Origin of the sequence: Streptomyces sp. HD, assembly GCF_028369295.1 — a bacterium.
Taxonomy (GTDB): domain Bacteria; phylum Actinomycetota; class Actinomycetes; order Streptomycetales; family Streptomycetaceae; genus Streptomyces.
Genome location: NZ_JAQMYP010000097.1, coordinates 1 through 19,076, shown reverse-complemented (window position 1 = coordinate 19,076; position 19,076 = coordinate 1). Strand labels below are relative to the sequence as shown.

Genomic DNA, 19,076 nt, shown 5'->3' with positions numbered 1-19,076 from the left:
CTCTGGCTCTTGGGCATACAGCCCAAGAGCCAGAGCTTTTTTGCGTTGAGGTAGGGTCAGGGAGCATCGTAGGTACGTTTCCCACAGGAGGCCCCGGGTGGAGGTCCAGGAGACTCGTGTCCAGACGGACCGGGTCCTCACGATCCCCAACATCCTCAGCATGGCGCGGCTGCTTGGCGTGCCGCTGTTCCTGTGGCTGATTCTCAGGCCCGAGTTCGGCGGGCCGGATAGTGACCGCTGGGCGTTTCTGGTGCTGGCTCTGAGCGGCGTCAGTGACTACCTGGACGGCAAGCTCGCCCGGCGATGGAACCAGATCAGCAGTCTTGGCCGGCTGCTCGATCCCGCGGCCGACCGGCTCTACATTCTCTCGACTTTGGTCGGCCTCACCTGGCGCGAGATTCTGCCTCTCTGGTTGACTGCTGTACTTTTGGCGCGAGAGCTGGTTCTGCTGGTGATGGTGGGCATCCTCAGGCGCCACGGCTATCCACCGCCGCAGGTGAACTTCCTCGGGAAGGCCGCCACCTTCAACCTGATGTATGCCTTCCCGTTGCTGCTGCTCAGTGACGGAACTGGTTGGATCCCGTCACTCGCTGCTATTTTCGGATGGGCGTTCGCCGGATGGGGTACGACGCTGTACTGGTGGGCAGGAGTCCTCTACGTGGTACAAGTCCGCCGCCTGGTCCGTGCGGACGCCATGGCCGATTGAACTCGCGGATTGAAACGGGCGTAGCGGCTCGATGGCCCGCGGCGGAAAAGTGCGGGACAATCTGGACGGGTGAAGTCGGCTAGACCGTCGTCTCTTCGAGGAGGACGCTTCCGACATGAAGGCCGTTGTGATGGCCGGGGGCGAAGGCACACGCCTGCGCCCCATGACCTCAAGCATGCCCAAGCCGCTCCTGCCGGTGGCCAACCGGCCGATCATGGAGCACGTTCTGCGGCTGCTCAAAAGGCATGGCCTGAGTGAAACCGTCGTTACTGTTCAGTTCCTGGCCTCACTGGTCAAGAACTACTTCGGTGACGGTGAAGAGCTCGGAATGGAGCTCAGCTATGCCAACGAGGAGAAGCCACTCGGAACCGCTGGAAGTGTCAAGAACGCCGAGGAGGCGTTGAAGGACGATGCTTTCCTCGTCATCTCCGGTGATGCGCTGACCGACTTCGACCTCACCGAGCTGATCAATTTCCACAAGGAGAAGGGTGCGCTGGTCACGGTCTGCCTGACGCGTGTGCCCAATCCACTGGAATTCGGCATCACCATCGTCGATGAGGAAGGACGGGTCGAGCGCTTCCTTGAGAAGCCGACATGGGGTCAGGTCTTCTCGGACACCGTGAACACCGGCATCTATGTCATGGAACCCGAGGTCTTCGACTACGTCGAGCCCGATGTGCCCGTGGACTGGTCCGGCGATGTCTTCCCGCAGCTGATGAAGGAGGGCAAGCCGGTCTACGGGTTTGTCGCCGAGGGCTATTGGGAGGATGTCGGTACCCACGAGAGCTACGTGAAGGCGCAGGCCGACGTCCTGGAGGGCAAGGTCGACGTCGAGATCGACGGCTTCGAGATCTCCCCGGGGGTGTGGGTGGCGGAAGGCGCCGAGGTGCATCCCGATGCCGTTCTCCGCGGGCCTCTCTACATCGGGGACTACGCGAAGGTGGAGTCCGGAGCGGAAATCCGGGAGCACACGATCGTCGGCTCGAACGTCGTGGTGAAGAGCGGAGCCTTCCTGCACAAGGCTGTCGTGCACGACAACGTGTATGTCGGGCAGCACAGCAATCTGCGCGGTTGTGTCGTCGGTAAGAACACCGACATCATGCGTGCGGCCCGGATCGAGGACGGGGCGGTCATCGGGGATGAGTGCCTGATCGGTGAAGAATCGATCGTGCAGGGCAATGTGCGGGTCTACCCGTTCAAGACCATCGAGGCCGGCGCCTTCGTCAACACCTCGGTGATCTGGGAGTCGAGAGGCCAGGCGCATCTCTTCGGCGCCCGTGGCGTCTCCGGAATCCTGAACGTGGAGATCACGCCGGAGCTCGCAGTACGCCTCGCAGGCGCCTATGCGACGACCCTGAAGAAGGGCTCGACCGTCACCACGGCGCGTGACCACTCCCGTGGCGCTCGGGCGCTGAAGCGGGCGGTCATCTCCGCGCTGCAGGCCAGCGCCATCGACGTACGCGACCTGGAGAACGTACCGCTACCCGTGGCGCGGCAGCAGACCGCGCGGGGTAGCGCCGGCGGGATCATGATCCGGACCACGCCCGGGGTGCCGGATTCCGTGGACATCATGTTCTTCGACGGGCAGGGGGCTGACCTGTCGCAGGCCAGTCAGCGGAAGTTGGATCGGGTGTTCGCGCGGCAGGAGTACCGGCGGGCGTTCCCCGGAGAGATCGGGGATCTGTATTTTCCGGCCAGTGTCTTCGACTCGTACACCGGGTCGTTGCTGCGGAATGTCGATACGACCGGGATTTCGGATTCCGGGCTGAAGGTCGTCGTCGATGCCTCGAACGGAAGTGCCGGGCTTGTGCTGCCCAGCCTGCTCGGCAAGCTCGGGGTGGATTCGCTGACCATCAATCCCGGTCTCGACGAGTCCAGGCCCACGGAGTCGGCGGATGCGCGGCGGTCGGGGCTGGTGCGGCTCGGCGAGATCGTGGCGTCGGCGCGGGCGGCGTTCGGGGTGCGGTTCGACCCGGTCGGTGAGCGGCTGTCGCTGGTGGACGAGAAGGGGCGGATCGTCGAGGACGACCGGGCCCTGCTGGTCATGCTCGACCTGGTGGCCGCGGAGCGGCGTAGCGGGCGGGTGGCCTTGCCGGTGACCACCACGAGGATCGCCGAGCAGGTGGCGGCGTATCACGGGACACAAGTGGAGTGGACGACGACCTCGCCCGACGATCTGACCAGGGTCGGTCGCGATGACACGACGATCTTCGGTGGTGACGGCAAGGGCGGGTTCATCGTCCCGGAGTTCAGCAGTGTCTTCGACGGTACGGCGGCCTTCGTACGGTTGATCGGTCTGGTGGCGCGTACACAGCTCACGCTAAGCCAGATCGACGCGCGGATTCCGCGGGCGCATGTCATCAAGCGGGATCTCGCGACTCCCTGGGCCGTCAAGGGTCTGGTGATGCGGCGAGTCGTCGAGGCGGCCGGAGATCGCTTTGTCGACACCACTGATGGTGTGCGGGTCGTGGAGACGGACGGGCGCTGGGTGATGGTGCTGCCCGACCCTGCCGAGGCCGTCACCCATCTGTGGGCCGAGGGGCCCGACGACGCGTCCGCGCAGGCCCTGCTCGACGAGTGGGCGGCGGTCGTGGACAGCGCCGGGCGCTGAGAGAACAAGTACGCCGCGTGCCGGACAGGTGTCCCGCCAGGGGGCCTGTTCGGCACGCCGGTGGGGCCATTCGGAGGTAGTGGTCGCAACGTGCGACGATGTGCGGCATGCCGCAGCCCCCCGTTCGGAGCACATCTACGCCCCCCGCGCGTCCGGACGCGTCCATGTCGCTGCTCACCAACGTCATGGACCACAGCCTCGACGACGGGTACGCCGAGGCCGCCGAGCGGAAGAGAGCCGCGGGTGACGGGGGACTGCCCAAGACTCTGAGGGCGAAGCTCGGGCTCGCGGCCGGTCTGGTGCTCGCGGCGCTCGTGGTGACCGTGGGAGCCGCGCAGGCGAGGGTCGCGGCGCCGGCCATGGCCAAGGAACGCGAGGAGCTGGTCGACCGCATCGACCGTGAGACCACGGCGGCGGACCAGCTGGAAGAGACCGTGGACCAGCTACGCGACGATGTGAGCGCGCGGCAGCGAGAGGCGCTGAAGACGGCCGGCCACAGTGATCAGGCGGAGCTGGTGGGCATCTTGTCGGGTGCGGTCGAGGTGCACGGGCCCGGAGTGAAGCTGGTCGTGAACGACGCCAAGGAAGCCTCCACGGGCAGTGACGGCGACCCCCGCGGCACATCCGGGTTCTCCGACACCGGGCGGGTCCGTGACCGTGACATGCAGCGTGTGGTCAACGGGCTGTGGGAGTCGGGCGCCGAGGCGATCTCGATCAACGGGCAGCGGCTTACCGCACTGTCCGCGATCAGAGCCGCGGGTGACGCGATACTGGTCGACAACAAGCCGCTGGTTCCGCCGTACACGGTGCTCGCGGTGGGGGACGGGGAGCAGCTGAGCGCCAGATTCCAGGACAGCGCCGACGGGCTGTATCTGCACGCCCTGCAGGAGAACTTCGGGATCAGGACCAGCATTTCCGCGCAGGACGACCTCCGGCTCCCCGCCGCCCCGAGCGTGATCGTACGTACAGCACAGCCGAACACCGAGAAAACCGAGAAGGGCACATCGTGATCGCCGTACTGGGCCTCGTCGTGGGAGTCGTGGCCGGACTTTTGGTCCGGCCTGAGGTTCCGGCGGTCGTCGAGCCTTACCTGCCGATCGCCGTCGTGGCGGCTCTCGACGCCGTCTTCGGAGGTCTGCGGGCCATGCTCGACGGCATCTTCGACGACAAGGTCTTCGTCGTGTCGTTTCTGTCCAACGTGGTCGTGGCCGCGCTGATCGTGTTCCTGGGCGACAAGTTGGGCGTCGGCGCCCAGCTGTCCACCGGCGTGGTCGTGGTACTCGGCATCCGCATCTTCTCCAACGCCGCGGCGATTCGCCGGCACGTGTTCCGGGCGTGAGGCCGATGAGCAACCAGGACGAGACGCCCCAGGACGAGACACGAGAGAACAGGCTGCGCAAGGAGCTGCCCGAGGAGGTGTCGGCCGCCGCTGCCGAGCCTGCGAAGGCTCCGGAGGAGCAGGGGACCGGGCTGACCGGGCTGACCGGGCGGCAGCGGCTCGCGCAGGGGCTGTGGCCGCCGAGGGCCACGCGGGCTCAACTCATCGTCGCCCTGCTGTTGTTCGGCCTCGGTTTCGGCCTGGCCGTCCAGGTCGCGTCGAACAGCGACGGTGACAGCGCGCTGCGTGGCGCACGTCAGGAAGATCTCGTTCGCATCCTCGATGAACTGGATGACCGTACTCAGCGTCTTGAGGACGAGAAGCAAGGTCTTGAGAAGCAGCGCGAGGAGCTGCAGAACAGCTCGAACCAGGCCGAGGAGGCCCGCAAGCAGACGGTCGAGAAGGAGAGACAACTCGGCATTCTGGCGGGCACCGTGGCTGCGCAGGGACCTGGCGTCACGATGACCATCGACGACACGAAGGGGACGGTCGAGGCGGACATGCTGCTCGACGCGATCCAGGAGCTGCGCGCGGCCGGCGCGGAGGCGATCCAGGTGAACGACGTACGCGTCGTCGCCGGCACCTATCTGACGGATTCCGGCAACGGCGTGAGTGTCGACGGGAACAAGATCAACGCCCCCTATCGTTTCAAGGTCATCGGCAAGCCGCAGGACCTCGAACCGGCGCTCAACATCCCGGGAGGCGTGGTGCAGACTCTTGAGAAGGAGCAGGCCACCGTGACCATCGAGCGGTCGGACAAGATCGTTGTGGACGCCTTGCGAGCGGCGAAGCGGCCTGACTACGCTCGGTCGTCCTCCCAGTGAACCGGCGGTGCATGGGGGGCGTCCGGCCAGGGCATGAGGTTGCGGGGGGTCGGCGCACCGAATGGGTGGTGCGTGGTGGAAACTGTCTGGTGGAGACGGACGTTGTGAAGATGTCCGGGTCGGTCAGAGAGTGCAGTCAGGGTTCGTCCTGCCCCACGGGCGGGTCTGTTTCGGTCAAGGGGAATCGCCCGTGAAGTTGTTTGCGAAGTTGTTCGGCAAGAGCGCGCGAGAGGGCAGCGACAACGCGACCGCTCGTCATCGTGCACAGGGGGACGAGGAGGGCCAGCGCCCGCTGTTCAGGGACCAGGTCGCTGGTCCGGGCGGCGACATTTCCGGAGGTCAGGGCGCGCCGTCGGTTGACCCTGGTCAGTCCGGAGGCATAGGTTTCGGGCAACCGTCAACCTCAAGTACGGGTGGAGGGTTTTCCCCGATGTCGGCCCTGGTGTGTACGAGGTGCGGTAACCGCAACGCGGAGAACAGCCGCTTCTGTTCCAACTGTGGAGCGCCGCTGCGGGCCGGTGGTGTGCCCGAGCGTCCATCCGAGACGACCTCCACGATCTCCATCTCCGGTCTTGAGGCCTACGACGCCGAGGCCACCGGTCAGACGCCGATCCCGGCGCTGTCTCCCGAGGCCCAGGCGGCCGTCGACGCGCTGCCGCTGGGCTCCGCGCTGCTCGTGGTGCGCCGCGGGCCGAATTCGGGCAGCCGCTTCCTCCTGGACGGTGACCTGACCACAGCCGGTCGCCACCCGCAGAGCGACATCTTCCTGGACGACGTGACGGTCTCGCGTCGGCACGTGGAGTTCCGTCGCGCTCAGGACGGCTCGTTCACGGTGGCCGACGTCGGCAGTCTGAACGGCACGTACGTCAACCGCGAGCGGATCGATCAGGTCGCTCTGAACAACGGTGACGAGGTGCAGATCGGCAAGTACCGGCTGGTCTTCTACGCAAGCCAGCGGGGCTACTGACCCTCCCCCGGAGCCCGTCCGGGGAGACCCAGGGAAGGTCCATGCTGAAAACACCGAGCGGCGGTGCCGGGCACGGCGCCGCCGCCACGGACAGTCGGCTGATGAGCATCGGCACGGTCCTGAACGAGCTGCGCGACGAGTTCCCTGACATCACCATTTCCAAGATCCGCTTTCTGGAGTCGGAGGGCCTCGTCGAGCCGCAGCGGACCCCCTCGGGGTACCGCAAGTTCAGCGCGCAGGACATCGAGCGGCTCGGACACGTACTGCGGATGCAGCGGGACCACTATCTGCCGCTCAAGGTCATCCGCGAGCACCTGGACGCCATGGAGCGCGGCGAGGCCGCCCCGCTGCCCACCGTGTGCCGTCAGCGGGACGGCGAAACCGTCCTGGAGCCCGTCGAGGAGCCCGCGCCGGCCCGGATACGACGGGCCGAGCTGCTTGTCGCCGCGGGGATCGGTGAGCAGGAGCTCAAGGAGTGGGAGTCGTACGGCCTGATCACCGCGCTGTCGGAGGGCGTGTACGACGCGGAGGCGGCGACCGTGGCCTCGCTCGTCGCCGAGCTGGGGCGGTTCGGGATCGAGCCAAGGCATCTTCGGGTGATGAAGGCCGCCGCCGAGCGGGAGGCCGGGCTCGTGGACCAGGTCGTGGCACCGCTGAAGAGGCACCGCAATCCGCAGACCAGGGCCCATGCCGAGGCCCGGGCGAAGGAGCTGGCGGGGCTCACCGTGAAGTTGCACGCCGCGCTCGTGCAGACCGCTCTCGGGGTGCGGCTGCCCTGAGCCGGTTATGCACAGGGAGCCCGGATCGGCCACCCGTTCTCGGCCCGACTACCCAAACATCCCGAGCACGGCCTAGGGTTGCTGTGTGAACGAGCTCGATGTCGTAGGTGTCCGGGTCGAAATGCCCTCCAACCAACCGATCGTGCTCCTGCGCGAAGTGGGAGGCGACCGTTACCTCCCCATCTGGATCGGGCCGGGGGAGGCGACGGCGATCGCCTTCGCCCAGCAGGGCATGGCCCCCGCGCGACCGCTGACCCACGATCTGTTCAAGGACGTGCTGGAGGCCGTCGGCCAGGAGCTCACCGAAGTACGCATCACGGACCTGCGTGAGGGCGTCTTCTACGCCGAGCTGGTGTTCGCCAGCGGGGTCGAGGTGAGCGCCCGTCCGTCCGATGCCATAGCGCTGGCCCTGCGCACCGGAACGCCTATCTACGGCAGCGACGGGGTGCTCGACGACGCGGGCATCGCGATTCCGGACGAGCAGGAGGACGAGGTGGAGAAGTTCCGCGAGTTCCTCGACCAGATCTCGCCCGAGGACTTCGGCACCAGCAGTCAGTGAGCCGGCATGGGCGGCCCGACGGACTCGCGATGCGTGACCGGGCGGTCCACAGCCGGTTGCGACTCAAATGCCGGCATTTGCCAGCGGCGAGTGAGAGCGTCCTGAAGCCTGCTCCGAGCACATTCGGCTAGCCTTTCCCCGCGGTGGGGTACGGGAAACCACTCTCAGGGTGATTATCACTCGGCGTGCCGAGTGTGGCGATCGTTGACGCACCCCTGGTGACTGCCTACCGTCGAGAAGGCAGGTCAAGGACGGAGGTCGGCGTGAGAAGCAGCGGCGACGGTACGGGTGGGGGTGTCCCCGGGCGCAGTCTCGGGGCGGGCGGGCCGTACCCTCCCCCGAGCTCTCAACTGCGTTCGAGCAGGGGATACCCCCAGCCGGGCAACGCGGCCGATCACGCCCCGCAGCGACCGACGGCCGTGCCGAGTAGCGGCGGAGGGGCGGCGTCCATGGCGACCGAGGAGATCGGCTATCGCGGTCCGACGGCTTGTGCGGCCGCCGGCATCACCTATCGGCAACTGGACTACTGGGCGCGCACCGGACTCGTCGAGCCGAGTGTGCGGCCCGCGTACGGGTCGGGGACACAACGGCTGTACAGCTTCCGGGACGTCGTCGTCCTGAAGATCGTCAAGCGGTTCCTCGACACCGGTGTGTCGCTGCAGAACATCCGTACCGCCGTGCAGCACCTGCGGGAGCGGGGTTTTCGTGATCTGGAGCGCATGACGCTGATGAGCGACGGTGCGACGGTGTACGAGTGCACCTCGCCGGATGAGGTGCACGCGCTTCTCCAGGGTGGGCAGGGGATCTTCGGGATCGCCGTGGGTGTGGTGTGGCGGGACGTCGAGAGTGCGTTGTCGCAGCTCCACGGGGAGCGGATCGACACCGGGGAGACGCTGGTCGGGCACAATCCGGCGGACGAGCTGGCTCGGCGGCGCAACCGGGCGGGCTGAGCCGGCTTCGCTGAGGTGCCTCGCCGTAGGTGGGCGGGGTGAGGGTGCCGGCGATCCCGGAGGACGGCGGACCGTCGGCCAGACAGTCGTAGCAGGGCATTGTCAGTGGCGTGAGGCAGCATCGGAGATGTGAGAAACGCGCCCACGATCCTGCATCTCGACATGGATGCCTTCTACGCCTCGGTGGAGCAGGCATCCAAGCCGAGCCTGCGCGGGAAGGCCGTGATCGTGGGCGGGCTCGGACCTCGTGGAGTCGTCGCCACCGCGTCCTACGAGGCCCGGGTCTTCGGGGTCCACTCGGCGATGCCCATGGGGCAGGCGCGTCGGCTGGCGCCGAATGCCGCGTATCTCGTGCCGCGCTTCGGGATCTACCGTGACATCAGCGAACAGGTCATGGGGCTGCTGCGGGAGCTGTCGCCACTGGTGGAGCCGCTGAGCCTGGACGAGGCGTTCGTGGATCTGGAGGCCGGGGACGCGGCCTGGGACGAGCGGTCCGCGCGGCTGGTGGGGGTCAAGCTGCGTGCCGACATACGCGCGGCTACGGGGCTTGCGGGGTCGGTGGGGCTGGCCGCGTCCAAGATGCTCGCGAAGATCGCCTCGGAGGAGGCCAAGCCGGATGGGCTGGTGCTGATCGAGCCGGGGACCGAGCGGGCCTTGCTCGGGCCGATGTCCGTGCGGACCTTGCCAGGGGTGGGGCCGGCGACGGGGGACCATCTGCGGCGGGCGGGGATCCATACGGTCGAGGAGATCGCCGAGGCGGGGGAGGACGAGCTCGTACGGCTGCTGGGGAAGGCGCATGGGCATGCGCTGTACGCCATGGCGCTGGCCCATGACGATCGGCCCGTGGTGGCCGAGCGGGAGGCCAAGTCGGTGTCGGTCGAGGACACGTATGACGTGGACATTCACGATCGGATCCGGGTGGGGATGGAGGTGCAGCGGCTCGCCGATCGTTGTGTGGGGCGGTTGCGGGGGGCGGGGTTGTCCGGGCGGACCATTGTGCTGAAGGTGCGGCGGTACGACTTCTCGACGTTGACTCGGTCCGAGACGTTGCGGGGGCCCACGGATGATCCGGCTGTCGTGCGGGAGGCTGCCGCTCGGCTGCTCGATTCCGTGGACACGACAGGGGGTGTGCGGCTGCTGGGGGTCGGGGTGAGCGGGCTGGCCGACTACACGCAGGAGGATCTGTTCGCGCAGGCGGCTGGGGAGCGGGAGCAGCATGCGGCGGAGGGGGAGCGGGAGGGGGAGCACGAGGAGCCTGCGGAGGAGCGGGAGGTTGTGCCCGTCGAGCGGCGGTGGGTCGCGGGGCACGATGTGCGGCATGCCGAGTACGGGCATGGGTGGGTGCAGGGGAGTGGGCTGGGGCGGGTGACTGTGCGGTTTGAGACGCCGGGGTCCGAGCCGGGGCGGGTGCGGACGTTTCGGGTTGATGACTCCGGGTTGGAGGCGGCGGATCCGTTGCCGTTGGTGGAGGCGAGGTCCGGGGGGCCTGGAACGGCGGGGAGATCTGGGAGACCGGGGGGTTCTGGGGCTGGTGGGGTTGTGAGTGCGGGAGCGGATGGGGAGGGCGTGGGGGAGGCGCCTGCGGTGTCCGGGTAGGCGCGTGGGGGTGGGGGCTTGGTGGGCGTGGGGTCGGTCGTGGCTCGCCCGGCGTTCGGGTTGCCGAGGGGGGTGGGACGCTCGCCCGCGCTTGCGGGGTGCCGCTGCGCCCACCCGTGCCGCCCCAGCGGCACGACTGCCCGCAGCTGGGTTGGCTGGTGCTTGGCAGCCGGGCTGGTCGCCGATGCGGTGTAGGGGAGGCCACCCCTGGTGGCAGGGGGGCCACCCCCGGTGGGTGAGTGCCCGCTGAGAGGCGGGGCCGGCTTCGGGGGTGACTCAGTGGCGTGGCCCGGTGGGTGGGGCGGCGGTGGGTGGCGTCGGCTCGGGGATGTGGCTGTTTGGGCGGGATTGTCGGCTAGGGGTTGGCGGGATTGACCGTTGGGGGTGGGGATGGTTGGGCGGGATTGACCGCTGGGGGTGAGGGTGGTTGGGCGGGATTGTCGGCTGGGAGGGGCGGGAGCTCCAGGTGTGTCGGCTGTGACGGGCGGGAGCTCCAGGTGTGGGGGGGCTTAGCGGTGGGGGGTTGTGGGGTTGTTGTTGTCCGGGGATTCGGGGCCTGCCAGCTTGCCGAAGTCTCGGTCGGGGGGTGGGGGCGGGGCCATCACGTCCAGGCCGTAGTGGTGGTAGAGCTGGAGTTCTTGCTCGGGGGAGAGGTGGCGGCCTACGCCGAAGTCGGGGGCGTCCTTGATCAGGGCGCGTTCGAAGGGGACGTGGAGGGTGCCCTCCACCAGTTCGCTGGGCTCCAGGGGGACGAAGGCGTCCCGGGAGAACAGGCCGGTGCGTATGGCCGCCCACTCCGGCACTCCGGTCGCGTCGTCGAGGTAGACCTCGTCGATGGTGCCGATCTTGGTGCCGTTGCGGTCGAAGGCCTTGCGGCCGATCAGATTGCGCGGATCGATGTCGGTCTGCACGGGCCCTCCACTTGGTCGCAACTCATCCGTAAGCACAACGAAAGGGCAGATTGGTGAGAGCGGCCACTCGAAGGTCCGTGCGTTGACCTCGCTGGTAGGCTTTCTAGCGGCTGCTGACCCCGTGCGGGAGAGTCCTCCGGACATCATCGGAGGCGCCGAAGGAGCAAATCCTCCCCGGAATCTCTCAGGCTCACGTACCGCACGGACGAGGTCACTCTGGAAAGCAGGGCGGGTGTCGACGGCTTCCGCTCTCACCGACGGTGAAAGCCGGGCGCCCTCGGGCGGGCCCGGTGAAGCTCTCAGGTTGAGATGACAGAGGGGGAGGCCGTACGGGTACCCGCACCGTGGTGCCCCTCGAAGGTCGTGTCAGACCAGGAGGCCTCCGTAATGACCGCCCATCGCATTCCGCTTTCCGAGCTCGAACAGGGGATCCCCTTCGAGCAGCGTCATATTGGTCCTGATCATGAGGCTCGGGCCAAGATGCTCGCGCACGTCGGATACGGCTCGCTGGACGAGCTCACGGCCGCCGCGGTGCCGGATGTGATCAAGAACGCCGACTCTCTTGGTCTGCCGGGGGCGCGTACCGAGGCCGAGGTGCTGGCCGAGCTGAGGTCGCTCGCCGATCGCAACCAGGTGCTGGACTCGATGATCGGTCTCGGGTACTACGGGACCTTCACGCCGCCGGTCATCCTGCGCAATGTCATGGAGAACCCTGCCTGGTACACCGCCTACACGCCGTACCAGCCCGAGATCTCGCAGGGGCGGCTTGAGGCCCTGCTGAACTTCCAGACCGTGGTCGCCGACCTCACCGGGCTGCCGACCTCCGGGGCCTCGCTGCTCGACGAGGGGACCGCCGCCGCCGAGGCCATGGCCCTGTCCCGGCGTATGGGCAAGAACAAGAAGGGGCTGTTCCTGGTCGACCAGGACGTGCTTCCGCAGACCATCGCCGTGATCGAGACCCGCGCCGAGCCGACCGGCGTGGAGGTCGTCGTCGCCGACCTCAGCGACGGCATTCCGGCCGAGGTCGCATCGCGCGAGATCAACGGGGTGCTCCTCCAGTACCCGGGCGCCTCCGGCGTCGTACGGGATATCAAGGCCGTCATCGACCAGGCCCATGAGCTCGGTGCCCTGGTGACCGTCGCCGCCGATCTGCTCGCGCTCACGCTGCTGAAGTCGCCCGGTGAGCTCGGGGCGGACATCGCGGTCGGGACGACGCAGCGGTTCGGTGTGCCGATGGGCTTCGGCGGGCCGCACGCCGGCTACATGGCCGTGCAGGAGAAGTTCGCGCGCAGCCTGCCCGGGCGGCTCGTGGGTGTGTCGGTGGACGCCGACGGGAACAAGGCGTACCGGCTGGCCCTGCAGACGCGTGAGCAGCACATCCGGCGCGAGAAGGCGACCAGCAACATCTGTACCGCTCAGGTGCTGCTCGCCGTGATGGCCGGGATGTACGCCGTGTACCACGGGCCCGAGGGGCTCAGGGGCATCGCCCGGCGGACCCACCGGTACGCCTCGATCCTCGCCGCGGGGCTCACGGCCGGCGGCGTCGAGGTCGTGCACGGTTCCTACTTCGACACGCTCACCGTGCGGGTGCCCTCGAAGGCCGCCGACATCGTGTCCGCCGCCCGGCAGAACGGTGTGAACCTGCGTCTCGTCGACGCCGACCACGTGTCCATCGCCTGCGACGAGACCACCACGCGGGCCCGGCTGGGCGCCGTATGGACGGCGTTCGGGGTCGAGGGGGACATCGAGGCGCTGGACGCGGAGGCCGAGGACGCGCTTCCGGGTGGGCTGCTGCGCGGCGACGAGTATCTGACGCACCCCGTCTTCCACCAGTACCGCTCCGAGACGGCGATGCTGCGCTACCTGCGCGCGCTGGCCGACCGGGACTACGCGCTCGACCGCGGCATGATCCCGCTGGGGTCCTGCACGATGAAGCTCAACGCGACCACCGAGATGGAGCCGGTCACCTGGCCGGAGTTCGGGCAGCTGCACCCCTTCGCGCCCGCCGAGCAGGCGCAGGGCTATCTGACGCTCATCCGTGAGCTGGAGGAACGTCTCGCCGAGGTCACCGGCTACGACAAGGTGTCGCTGCAGCCGAACGCCGGGTCGCAGGGCGAGCTGGCCGGGCTGCTCGCGGTGCGCGGGTACCACCGGGCCAACGGCGACGAGCAGCGGACCGTGTGCCTCATCCCGTCCTCCGCGCACGGCACCAATGCCGCCAGCGCCGTGATGGCCGGCATGAAGGTCGTCGTCGTGAAGACCGCAGGGGACGGCGAGATCGACGCCGACGATCTGCGGGCCAAGATCGAGCAGTACCGTGACGAGCTGTCGGTGCTGATGATCACGTACCCGTCGACGCACGGTGTGTTCGAGGAGCACGTCGCCGACATCTGCGCGCAGGTCCACGAGGCCGGTGGCCAGGTGTACGTCGACGGCGCCAACCTCAACGCCCTTGTGGGACTTGCCAAGCCGGGGCACTTCGGCGGTGACGTCTCGCATCTGAACCTGCACAAGACCTTCTGCATCCCGCACGGCGGTGGCGGTCCGGGGGTGGGCCCGGTGGGTGTGCGGGCGCACCTGGCGCCGTATCTGCCGAACCACCCGCTGCAGCCCGCCGCCGGGCCCGAGACGGGCGTCGGTCCGATCTCGGCCGCGCCCTGGGGTTCCGCCGGGATCCTGCCGATCTCGTGGGCGTACGTCCGGCTCATGGGCGGCGAGGGGCTCAAGCGGGCGACGCAGGTGGCCGTGCTGTCCGCCAACTACGTCGCCAAGCGGCTGGAGCCGCACTTCCCGGTGCTCTACAACGGGCCGGGCGGGCTCGTCGCGCACGAGTGCATCATCGATCTGCGGCCGCTGACCAAGGCGACCGGAGTGAGCGTCGACGACGTGGCCAAGCGGCTCATCGACTACGGCTTCCACGCCCCGACGATGTCGTTCCCGGTGGCCGGGACACTGATGATCGAGCCGACCGAGTCCGAGGACCTGGCCGAACTCGACCGGTTCTGCGACGCGATGATCGCCATCCGCGCGGAGATCGAGAAGGTCGCGGCGGGTCAGTGGCCGGCCGACGACAACCCGCTGCGCAACGCCCCGCACACCGCCGGCGCGCTGGGCGGGGAGTGGGAGCACGCGTACAGCCGTGAGGACGCCGTGTTCCCGGCCGGAGTGTCGGCCGCCGACAAGTACTGGCCGCCGGTGCGCCGGATCGACCAGGCCTTCGGTGACCGGAACCTGGTGTGCTCCTGCCCGCCGATGGACGCCTACGAGGGCTGACGGTCACGGGACAGCTGATCGGAGGGCGCCGCCCGGCCGTAAGTGGCCGGGCGGCGCCCTTGTGCGTCACACCGTGACACCTTCACACCGTCGTCAGTGCCACCTCTGTCGCCTTGACCAGCGCGACCACGGGAGCTCCGGGGGAGAGGGCCAGGTCGTCGGTGGCGTCCCTGGTGATGGCCGCCGTGAGATCGGCGCTCTCCACGGCGATCTTCACCGATGCCATCGCGCCGCCCGTGGCGATGCCGGTGACCGTGCCCGGCAGCTGGTTGCGGATGGACAGGCCCTTGACCGGGGCGGTGGCGAGGGAGATCTCCGTCGCCTTCACCAGCGCGTTCACGGGGGTGCCGGTGGTCAGGCCGAGGTGTTCGACGGCCTCCAGGGTGATGGCCGCGGTGAGTTCCTGGCCCCCGGCGAGGCGGACCTTGACGGTCGCCATGACCTCGCCGGAGTTGATGGCGGTGATCGTGCCGGGGAGCTGGTTGCGGATGCTCAGGCTCATGGGGCGCCTCGCAGACGGTGGGCGTTTGAGGGTGGTTTGTGGCTACTGGTCCCTACCGTAGTGCGCCGGGTGTGTTGCGCCGGTTACGCGCGGTCGATGTGGACGTTCGTCGACTTCACCCGGGCGGTGGCCTCCATGCCCACCTCCAGGCTCAGTTCCTCGACCGCCTCGCGGGTCAGGAGGGAGACCAGGCGGTGCGGCCCGGCCTGGATCTCGACCTGGGCCGCGACGTCGCCGAGCTTGATGGCGGTGACGATGCCGGGGAACGCGTTGCGGACCGAGGTGTACGAGGTCTCCTCCTCGCCGCTGCCGGACCTGGCGAGTTCGACCGAGAACGCGGCGAGGTCCTTGCCGTCGATGAGACGCCGCCCGGTCTCGTCGCGGTGGGTCGCCACCCGGCCCGCGTCCGCCCAGCGGCGGGCGGTGTCGGGGCTCACGCCCAGCAGCCGCGCCGCCTGGCCGATCGTGTAGGAGTGCATGGCCGTCACGATAGGGGCAGCGTCGGGAACCGCCCGTGGAGGGCTGGCCGGAGGCCGGTGTACGTCCTGCCCGGCGCGTCGCGCTCAGTAGATGCCCGACGCCCTCAGCACCGCCCGCGCTGTCGCGTCGTCGATCTGGTGCCGCAGCCGCTCCAGTACGTCCGTGCCTTCCAGCAGTGTTCCGCCGGCGCGTGAGCGGCGTACCCCGGTGTCCAGCTCGTGCCAGAGCAGAGGGTTGGTGAGGAGGATCCGCGGGTCCAGATCCAGGCGGCGGCCGTCCGTGTCGCGCAGGGTCAGGTACGCGGAGACGTCGCCGTGCTGCCGTACGGCCACCAGGGCGTCCGTACGCACCACCTGATGTCGTACGAGGCCACGTACCGCGAGCCAGCCCGGGCCCGCGGTGACGCGCTGTGGGAGCAGGATCGTGAGCAGCACGGCGGTCATCGCCAGCCACAGCAGGGTGCGGGTCGGGGTCAGGGTGTGGGCGTCCCAGTCGACCAGCAGGGTCATGCCGAAGAAGGTCACGGCACAGCCCGCGGCGAACCGGGCGCTGCCACGCCAGTGGCGGTCGCCGGTCGGGGTCGCATGCCGTCGCCGTCTGCTTCCCTGCACAGTGCAGACGGTAAGGGCCTACGGCGTCGGACTGACCGCCCGTGACGGCGCTCTGACGCCTTACCGTTCAACCTTGACGCGATCCTGATGCCCAAGGCTGTTTCAGCCCGTGTGCCTCCGTGTTCAGCCCTTGTGCACCCGCGTTCAGCCGGTGTGCACCCGTGGCCTGCGCTCGCGGTCCGGTTCCGCTTCGCGCAGCACCTCGCGGGTGACCGGGGCGACCTCGCCCTGGCCGAAGAGGAAGAAGCGCAGGAAGTTGGCGAAGGGGCTGCCCTCGGTCCACTCGAAGTACATGTGCGGGATGCAGCCGGTGCTGTCGCGGACGTGCAGGAGCAGCGCGGCCAGGGCGTTGGGGATGGAGGAGGACTCCAGGGTCAGGACGCGGTAGCGGTTGTGCATGACCTGGCCGCGTACGGTCAGGCCCGCCTCGAACTCGGACGGGTCGGTGACCGTCACCTCGACGAAGACGAAGTCCTCCTGCTCGGGCAGGTCGTTGTCGTGCCGGATCTGCTCGATCTTGTCGCGGTACTCGGCCTTGTCGCGGCTGTCCGGCTCGTTGGCGATGAGCCGGATCTTGCGGCTGGCGATATCCCGGACGAAACGTTCCGCCATGTCATCGAGCGTCACGCTGGTCACACGGAGCTCGAAGGCGCGCAGCAGCCGTGAGAGCAGGGAGACGAGGATGATGCCGGCGATGAAGCAGGCGCCGATCTTCACACCGTCGGGGCGCTCGATGACGTTCACGACGGTCGTGTAGAGGAACACCGCCGAGATGACGGCGAAGCCGATGAACCACTTGCGCTGACCGGCCTCGCGGGCCGCGATGGTCACGGCGATCGCGGCGGAGCTGATGAGCACCAGCACACCGGTGGCGTAGGCGCCGCCCTGGGCGTCGACGTCGGCGTCGAAGATCCAGGTCACCAGGAAGGCGACCAGAGTGAAGACGATGACCATCGGGCGCACCGCGCGTGCCCAGTGCGGGGCCATGCCGTAGCGGGGCAGATAGCGCGGCATCAGGTTGAGCAGGCCGGCCATGGCGGAGGCGCCGGCGAACCACAGGATGGCGATCGTCGAGACGTCGTACACCGTGCCGAAGGCACCGCCGAGGTACTCGTGCGCGAGGTAGGCGAGCGCGCGGCCGTTGGCCTCGCCGCCCGACTCGAACTCCTTTTCCGGGATCAGCAGGGTGGTGATGAAGCTCGTCGTGATCAGGAAGCAGCTCATGATCACGGCGGCGGTGGTGAGCAGCTTCTTGGTGTCCCGGATGCGGCCCTTGGGGTTCTCCTCGGTGTCGCCCGGGTCGCCCTTGACGTGCGGCATCACCGCGACGCCGGTCTCGAAGCCGGAGAGGCCGAGGGCGAGCTTGGGGAAGACGATCAGGGCGACGCCGATCATCACGAAGACGTTGCCGTGCTCGGCGGTGAGGGCGTTGGACCAGTCGGCGACCACGTGGCCCTCGGTGACGACGTGGTACAGGCCGACGACCACCACGACGGCGTTCAGCGCGAGATAGCTCGCGACCAGCGCGACGGCGACGCCGATCGCCTCCAGGAAGCCCTTGAGGAACACCGCGCCGAGCAGCGCCACCAGGATGAGGGTGATCACCATCTGCTTGTCGTGCAGGGCGCTTTCCAGGTGCGGGTTCTCGACCAGGTGGGTCGAGGCGTCCGCCGCGGACAGGGTGATGGTGATCAGGAAGTCGGTGGCGGCGAAGCCCAGCAGGGTGAGGACGAACAGCTTGCCCTTCCAGAAGGTCAGCAGCCGCTCCAGCATCGCGATCGAGCCCTGGCCGTGGGGGCTCTCCTCGGCCACTCGCCGGTACACGGGCAGGGCGCCCGCCAGGGTGACGATCACGAGCACGATGGTGGCGATGGGCGACAGCAGGCCGGCCGCGAGGGCCGCGATGCCCGGCTGGTAGCCGAGGGTCGAGAAGTAGTCGACGCCGGTCAGGCACATGACCCGGTACCAGCGCTGGCCCTTGAGCTCCGGCTTGGGCTCGGTCTGCTCCGGCCGCCGGGCCTGGCCCTTGCCCATGTCGGACAGGCCCTCCAGCATCCAGGCGCGCAGGCGACTGGGCGGAGGATGTTCGGTTGTGGCCATCGACGTGCTCCTGAGGTGCGGGACGGCGTGGAATTCCGGCCATCACGCGGACGGCGGCACCAGCGTAAGCGGAGAGTTACGTCTGGGCCCACGGATGGAGGGGCCGTGGGCGTCAAGCTTCCGTTAAGACTGGGCGCGTGAGCGTTGGTCGCACGTCAATCGTCGAGCTCCGGGGGTGTATGGGTGGCCGTTGGGCTGTATGGGGGACGTGAGAGCGGACGGCGGAAGCGGGTACCCAGCGTGACGGTGCGGGTGCTTCTCGCATGGCACAGGGCAGCTCCACTGTGGCCTACGGACACATCGCGCGCCGTCAGCCGAGGCCCGGTACTCCGGAGATCAGCAGGTCGATGAGCTTGATCCCCATGAACGGCAGCACCAGGCCGCCGAGGCCGTACAGGAGGAGGTTGCGGCGCAGCAGGTGGTGTGCGGACGAGGGTGTAGCGGACGCCGCGCAGGGCGAGCTGGATCAAGGTCACGATGATCAGGGCGTTGAAGATGATCACGGGGTCAGGCCCGCTCCGACGGACACCAAGAACAGCACCGGCTTGCGCACCATGAACCGGGGGTGCAGTATGCGCAGCGCCTCGGGGACGGACCGTACGAGCTGGGCGGGTTCGAAGAGTCCGCCCGGTGCGCGGCGTCGGGCAGTGTGTCGTGCTCCGGGCTCTGACGTGCGGTGGGGACGGGACGGCGGGGCCTGCTCGGGAGCGGCGGAAAACATCGGGACCTTCGGGTCTCGTCGACGGCAGGGGGCGAGGGCCGCGGAAACGTGGGGGGGGGGGGGGGGGGGGGGGGGGGGGGGGCGGGCGCCCGCGCCCCCCCCCCCCCC

The 19,076-nt window shown here is 68.5% G+C and carries 16 protein-coding genes, 1 pseudogene and 1 riboswitch; of the genes and pseudogenes, 11 read left to right on the top strand and 6 right to left on the bottom strand.

What is annotated here, in order from left to right; translation table 11 throughout:
• The first annotated feature begins 97 nt into the window (after nucleotides 1-97).
• The 10 genes from POF73_RS44510 (at nucleotide 98) to POF73_RS44465 (ending at nucleotide 10,370) form a co-directional block, all read left to right on the top strand.
• Nucleotides 98-706: a CDP-alcohol phosphatidyltransferase family protein gene (locus tag POF73_RS44510; RefSeq protein WP_272125195.1), complete on the top strand. Its 609-nt coding sequence runs from the start codon at nucleotides 98-100 to the stop codon at nucleotides 704-706.
• A gap of 115 nt (nucleotides 707-821) precedes the next feature.
• Nucleotides 822-3,317, top strand: a complete 2,496-nt coding sequence (locus POF73_RS44505; RefSeq protein WP_272125193.1) for a mannose-1-phosphate guanyltransferase — start codon at nucleotides 822-824, stop codon at nucleotides 3,315-3,317.
• Between the two features lie 98 nt (nucleotides 3,318-3,415).
• Nucleotides 3,416-4,327 carry a DUF881 domain-containing protein gene (locus tag POF73_RS44500; protein WP_272125191.1) on the top strand — a complete coding sequence of 304 codons (912 nt, stop codon included), beginning with the start codon at nucleotides 3,416-3,418 and terminating at the stop codon, nucleotides 4,325-4,327.
• Nucleotides 4,324-4,656: a small basic family protein gene (locus tag POF73_RS44495; RefSeq protein ID WP_003988855.1), complete on the top strand. Its 333-nt coding sequence runs from the start codon at nucleotides 4,324-4,326 to the stop codon at nucleotides 4,654-4,656. Before POF73_RS44500 ends, POF73_RS44495 begins: the two co-directional genes overlap by 4 nt.
• Before the next feature lie 5 nt (nucleotides 4,657-4,661).
• Nucleotides 4,662-5,519 carry a DUF881 domain-containing protein gene (locus POF73_RS44490; protein ID WP_272125173.1) on the top strand — a complete coding sequence of 286 codons (858 nt, stop codon included), beginning with the start codon at nucleotides 4,662-4,664 and terminating at the stop codon, nucleotides 5,517-5,519.
• A 61-nt stretch (nucleotides 5,520-5,580) separates the two neighbouring features.
• Entirely contained in the window at nucleotides 5,581-6,486 is a 906-nt protein-coding gene (locus tag POF73_RS44485; RefSeq protein WP_272125171.1) for an FHA domain-containing protein, read from the top strand.
• A 41-nt stretch (nucleotides 6,487-6,527) separates the two neighbouring features.
• On the top strand, nucleotides 6,528-7,265 hold the full coding sequence (gene ftsR / locus POF73_RS44480) for a transcriptional regulator FtsR (RefSeq protein ID WP_272125170.1): 738 nt from the start codon (nucleotides 6,528-6,530) through the stop codon (nucleotides 7,263-7,265).
• 85 nt (nucleotides 7,266-7,350) lie between these two features.
• Nucleotides 7,351-7,824: a bifunctional nuclease family protein gene (locus POF73_RS44475; protein WP_004002801.1), complete on the top strand. Its 474-nt coding sequence runs from the start codon at nucleotides 7,351-7,353 to the stop codon at nucleotides 7,822-7,824.
• A gap of 263 nt (nucleotides 7,825-8,087) precedes the next feature.
• Nucleotides 8,088-8,774: a MerR family transcriptional regulator gene (locus POF73_RS44470; protein ID WP_272125162.1), complete on the top strand. Its 687-nt coding sequence runs from the start codon at nucleotides 8,088-8,090 to the stop codon at nucleotides 8,772-8,774.
• Nucleotides 8,775-8,903: 129 nt separating this feature from the next.
• The gene (locus POF73_RS44465) at nucleotides 8,904-10,370 is read left to right on the top strand and encodes a DNA polymerase IV (RefSeq protein ID WP_272125161.1); all 1,467 of its coding nucleotides are present in this window, start codon (nucleotides 8,904-8,906) and stop codon (nucleotides 10,368-10,370) included.
• A gap of 509 nt (nucleotides 10,371-10,879) precedes the next feature.
• Here POF73_RS44465 and POF73_RS44460 read toward each other — a convergent pair.
• Nucleotides 10,880-11,281 (bottom strand): PRC-barrel domain-containing protein, encoded by a 402-nt coding sequence (locus POF73_RS44460; RefSeq protein ID WP_272125160.1) that lies wholly within the window; start codon nucleotides 11,279-11,281, stop codon nucleotides 10,880-10,882.
• Nucleotides 11,282-11,395: 114 nt separating this feature from the next.
• Nucleotides 11,396-11,491, top strand: a riboswitch (glycine riboswitch).
• A 177-nt stretch (nucleotides 11,492-11,668) separates the two neighbouring features.
• Here POF73_RS44460 and gcvP point away from each other — a divergent pair.
• A complete protein-coding gene (gene gcvP / locus POF73_RS44455) occupies nucleotides 11,669-14,554 on the top strand; it encodes an aminomethyl-transferring glycine dehydrogenase (RefSeq protein ID WP_272125158.1) in 2,886 nt (961 codons plus the stop codon).
• An 82-nt stretch (nucleotides 14,555-14,636) separates the two neighbouring features.
• Here the strand turns inward: gcvP and POF73_RS44450 are convergent, their stop codons facing one another.
• The 5 genes and pseudogenes from POF73_RS44450 to POF73_RS44430 all read right to left on the bottom strand — a co-directional run.
• On the bottom strand, nucleotides 14,637-15,056 hold the full coding sequence (locus POF73_RS44450) for a TOBE domain-containing protein (protein ID WP_272125156.1): 420 nt from the start codon (nucleotides 15,054-15,056) through the stop codon (nucleotides 14,637-14,639).
• Nucleotides 15,057-15,139: 83 nt separating this feature from the next.
• Nucleotides 15,140-15,535, bottom strand: a complete 396-nt coding sequence (locus POF73_RS44445; RefSeq protein WP_272125155.1) for a TOBE domain-containing protein — start codon at nucleotides 15,533-15,535, stop codon at nucleotides 15,140-15,142.
• An 84-nt stretch (nucleotides 15,536-15,619) separates the two neighbouring features.
• On the bottom strand, nucleotides 15,620-16,147 hold the full coding sequence (locus tag POF73_RS44440) for a hypothetical protein (protein ID WP_272125154.1): 528 nt from the start codon (nucleotides 16,145-16,147) through the stop codon (nucleotides 15,620-15,622).
• Between the two features lie 144 nt (nucleotides 16,148-16,291).
• Entirely contained in the window at nucleotides 16,292-18,247 is a 1,956-nt protein-coding gene (locus POF73_RS44435) for an amino acid transporter (protein ID WP_272125153.1), read from the bottom strand.
• A 310-nt stretch (nucleotides 18,248-18,557) separates the two neighbouring features.
• A pseudogene (locus POF73_RS44430) lies at nucleotides 18,558-18,747 on the bottom strand (hypothetical protein); the annotation flags it as partial.
• Between the last annotated feature and the right edge of the window lie 329 nt (nucleotides 18,748-19,076).

Coding starts and splice junctions, on each gene's coding strand:
- ftsR (WP_272125170.1), top strand. CDS start 6,528: ATGCTGAAAACACCGAGCGGCGGTGCCGGGCACGGCGCCGCCGCCACG.
- POF73_RS44490 (WP_272125173.1), top strand. CDS start 4,662: ATGAGCAACCAGGACGAGACGCCCCAGGACGAGACACGAGAGAACAGG.
- POF73_RS44445 (WP_272125155.1), bottom strand. CDS start 15,535: ATGCACTCCTACACGATCGGCCAGGCGGCGCGGCTGCTGGGCGTGAGC.
- POF73_RS44450 (WP_272125156.1), bottom strand. CDS start 15,056: ATGAGCCTGAGCATCCGCAACCAGCTCCCCGGCACGATCACCGCCATC.
- POF73_RS44500 (WP_272125191.1), top strand. CDS start 3,416: ATGTGCGGCATGCCGCAGCCCCCCGTTCGGAGCACATCTACGCCCCCC.
- gcvP (WP_272125158.1), top strand. CDS start 11,669: ATGACCGCCCATCGCATTCCGCTTTCCGAGCTCGAACAGGGGATCCCC.
- POF73_RS44485 (WP_272125171.1), top strand. CDS start 5,581: ATGGGTGGTGCGTGGTGGAAACTGTCTGGTGGAGACGGACGTTGTGAA.
- POF73_RS44505 (WP_272125193.1), top strand. CDS start 822: ATGAAGGCCGTTGTGATGGCCGGGGGCGAAGGCACACGCCTGCGCCCC.
- POF73_RS44435 (WP_272125153.1), bottom strand. CDS start 18,247: ATGGCCACAACCGAACATCCTCCGCCCAGTCGCCTGCGCGCCTGGATG.